This window comes from Mesorhizobium sp. M7A.F.Ca.CA.004.04.2.1 (assembly GCF_004022825.1).
Classification (GTDB): domain Bacteria; phylum Pseudomonadota; class Alphaproteobacteria; order Rhizobiales; family Rhizobiaceae; genus Mesorhizobium.
The window spans coordinates 1-2,548 of record NZ_RZPH01000892.1 but is presented as its reverse complement, the minus strand read 5'-3'; the positions used below and the strand labels follow the sequence as shown (position 1 = coordinate 2,548).

Annotated in this window: 3 protein-coding genes; 2 read left to right on the top strand and 1 reads right to left on the bottom strand. The window is 63.4% G+C overall.

Annotation, left to right across the window (positions count from 1 at the left end; all coding sequences use genetic code 11):
• Positions 1-194 precede the first annotated feature (194 nt).
• Both rarD and EN893_RS28765 read left to right on the top strand, forming a co-directional pair.
• Positions 195-1,124 carry an EamA family transporter RarD gene (gene rarD / locus EN893_RS28770; protein ID WP_127271670.1) on the top strand — a complete coding sequence of 310 codons (930 nt, stop codon included), beginning with the start codon at positions 195-197 and terminating at the stop codon, positions 1,122-1,124.
• Positions 1,125-1,133: 9 nt separating this feature from the next.
• Positions 1,134-1,820: a glutathione S-transferase family protein gene (locus EN893_RS28765; protein WP_127271665.1), complete on the top strand. Its 687-nt coding sequence runs from the start codon at positions 1,134-1,136 to the stop codon at positions 1,818-1,820.
• Positions 1,821-1,837: 17 nt separating this feature from the next.
• Here EN893_RS28765 and EN893_RS28760 read toward each other — a convergent pair.
• On the bottom strand, positions 1,838-2,548 hold a 711-nt coding region (locus EN893_RS28760; protein WP_128361978.1), incomplete at its 5' end, for a CorA family divalent cation transporter.

Genomic DNA, 2,548 nt, shown 5'->3' with positions numbered 1-2,548 from the left:
GTCGGCGTTTCCGAAAACATTATCGACGCCTCGTTCCAGGCGCTGATGGATTCCATCGTCTACAAGCTGATGAAGAACCGCGAGATGGCCGGACTGGTGGCCGCCGAATAGGGTTGAACCATCAGCGAAAGTCCATTGATCCATCAGAACTTTGCGATGGTCTTGCCAAGGTGACTGGGCCATAGCGTTGGCCCATGGCCACTGAAGCAATTACCCTGGACGCGGATTCCAAGGCCCGGCGCGGCTTTCTGCTGGCGCTCGGCGCCTATCTGCTGTGGGGATTGCTGCCCTTCTACATGAAGGCGGTCGCTCATCTGCCGCTCGCCGAAGTCATTGCCCATCGCATCGTCTGGTCGGTGCCGATCGCCGCCGCCGTTCTGATCTGGGCCGGCCGCATGGCGGATTTCAAGGCGGCACTGCGCTCGCCGCGCACCATCGCCATGGCCGCGCTGACGGCGGCGCTGATCTCGGTCAACTGGGGCATCTATGTCTGGGCGATCGCTGTCGACCGCACCGTCGAAACCGCGCTCGGCTACTACATCAATCCACTGGTCAACGTCGTCGTCGGCGCGCTGCTGCTTGGCGAGCGGCTCGACCGGCTGCAGATCGCGGCGGTGGTGCTGGCGGCCGTCGCAGTCGCCGTGCTGACCGTCGAGGGCGGCAAGCTGCCCTGGGTGTCGCTGGCGCTGGCGTTTTCCTTCGCCGCCTACGCCTTCTTCCGCAAGACGCTGCCGATCGGACCGAGCCAGGGATTTTTGCTCGAAGTCCTTCTGCTGTCGGTGCCGGCGCTTGGCTACATCGTCTATCTCATCGCGACCGAACAGGACCACATCTTATCCAGCAGTGGCACCGATACGGCATTGCTGATCGGCTGCGGTCCGGTCACATCGATCCCGCTGCTGCTGTTTGCGTTCGGCGCGAGGCTGCTGCGGCTGTCCACCATCGGCATCATGCAGTACATCGCGCCGACCATTGTGTTTCTGATCGCCGTGCTGATCTTCGACGAGCCTTTCGGCACCACCCAGGCGATTGCCTTTGGCCTGATCTGGACAGCGCTCGCGATGTATTCCTGGTCGATGTTCCGTGGCCGCGAGATCCGGCCGGCGGTGCCGGCTGCAAGGTAAGGATCCCCTATGTACCTGCTGCATATCGCCAACAAAAATTATTCCTCATGGTCGCTGCGGCCTTGGGTGTTGATGCGAGAGCTGAACATCCCGTTCGAGGAACGGCTGACGCCATTCCCGACCGCATCGAGTTGGGATCTGTACCGGCCCTTCTCGCCGAGCGGCCGCGTGCCGTGCCTGATCGACGATGGCTGGGCGGTCTGGGATTCGCTGGCCATCGTCGAATATCTGGCCGAACGCCACCATGGCGTGTGGCCTGTCGAGGCCAAGGCGCGCGCCTGGGCACGCTCGGCCGCCGCCGAGATGCATTCGAGCTTCACCGCATTGCGCGGGGCATGCCCGATGAGTTGCGGCGTGCGCGTAAAGCCATTCCCGATGTCCGATGCGCTGAAGCAGGACATCTTTCGCCTCGGCGATCTCTGGAACGATGGCCTTGCCCGTTTCGGCGGGCCGTTTCTGGCCGGCGCTCATTTTACCGCCGTCGACGCTTTCTTTGCCCCGGTGGCGTTCCGCGCCCAGTCCTATGGGCTCTCCTTCGAGGGTGCGGCTGCAGCCTATCCAGCGCAATTGCTTGCCCTGCCGGCGATGCGCGAATGGTATGCGGCTGGCTTGGCCGAGACCTGGCGCGAGCCCGACCACGAAGCGGAAGCCGCCGCCGCCGGCACCGTCATCGAGGATCTTCGCGCCTCGGCGTGAAAGTCGCCGGGCGGGCGTTACATCTGTCCGAGCCGCCTGACAAAGAGATAGGTCGCGCCCGCGATCACCATCGCTACCGCCGTCACCACCCAGAAGCCCATTGGCGTGTCGACCAGCGGCAAGCCGCCGACATTCATGCCGAACAGGCCCGAGATGATGGTCATTGGCAACAGCACCGCCGTCATCACCGACAGTACGTACAGCAGCCGGTTCGACTGCGTCGTCAGCTTGGCCATAAGCTCGTCCTGCAACAGCCGGGCGCGTGCCTGCAATTGTTCGCCATCATAGTGCAGCGTCTGCGCCCTGTGCGAAAGACGCGCGGCCATGTCGTTGATGCTGTCGGGCAGGTCGTTACGGTGCGAGTGGTCGAGATGGCGAAACAGATTGGTCAACGTCGCCATCTGCCTGTGGATCACAACCAGATGCCGGCGCGCGTCGACGAGGGATTGCCGTTCATTGTGCCATGCGTCGCAGACGATGCGATCCTCGATCCCGTCGAGGCTGTCGCCGAGTGCCGCAAGTTCAGCCACCATGCCGTCAAAAGACTGGCCGACAACCGCCTCGATCAACTCGGCCGGCGAGCGGAACTTGCGCGATCCATTCTCGATCGCCTTGCGGATGTTGTCGACCGACTGCAGCGGTTGCTTGCGGGCGCCGACCAGCATCGTGTCGTTGAGCGCGAAGCGGAAATGGCCAAGCCCGCCCGCTTCCGCCGAATAGTCATGGCG

Bases quoted from the DNA above. Each gene is read 5' to 3' on its own strand.
- EN893_RS28765 (WP_127271665.1), top strand. From the start codon at position 1,134: ATGTACCTGCTGCATATCGCCAACAAAAATTATTCCTCATGGTCGCTG.
- rarD (WP_127271670.1), top strand. From the start codon at position 195: ATGGCCACTGAAGCAATTACCCTGGACGCGGATTCCAAGGCCCGGCGC.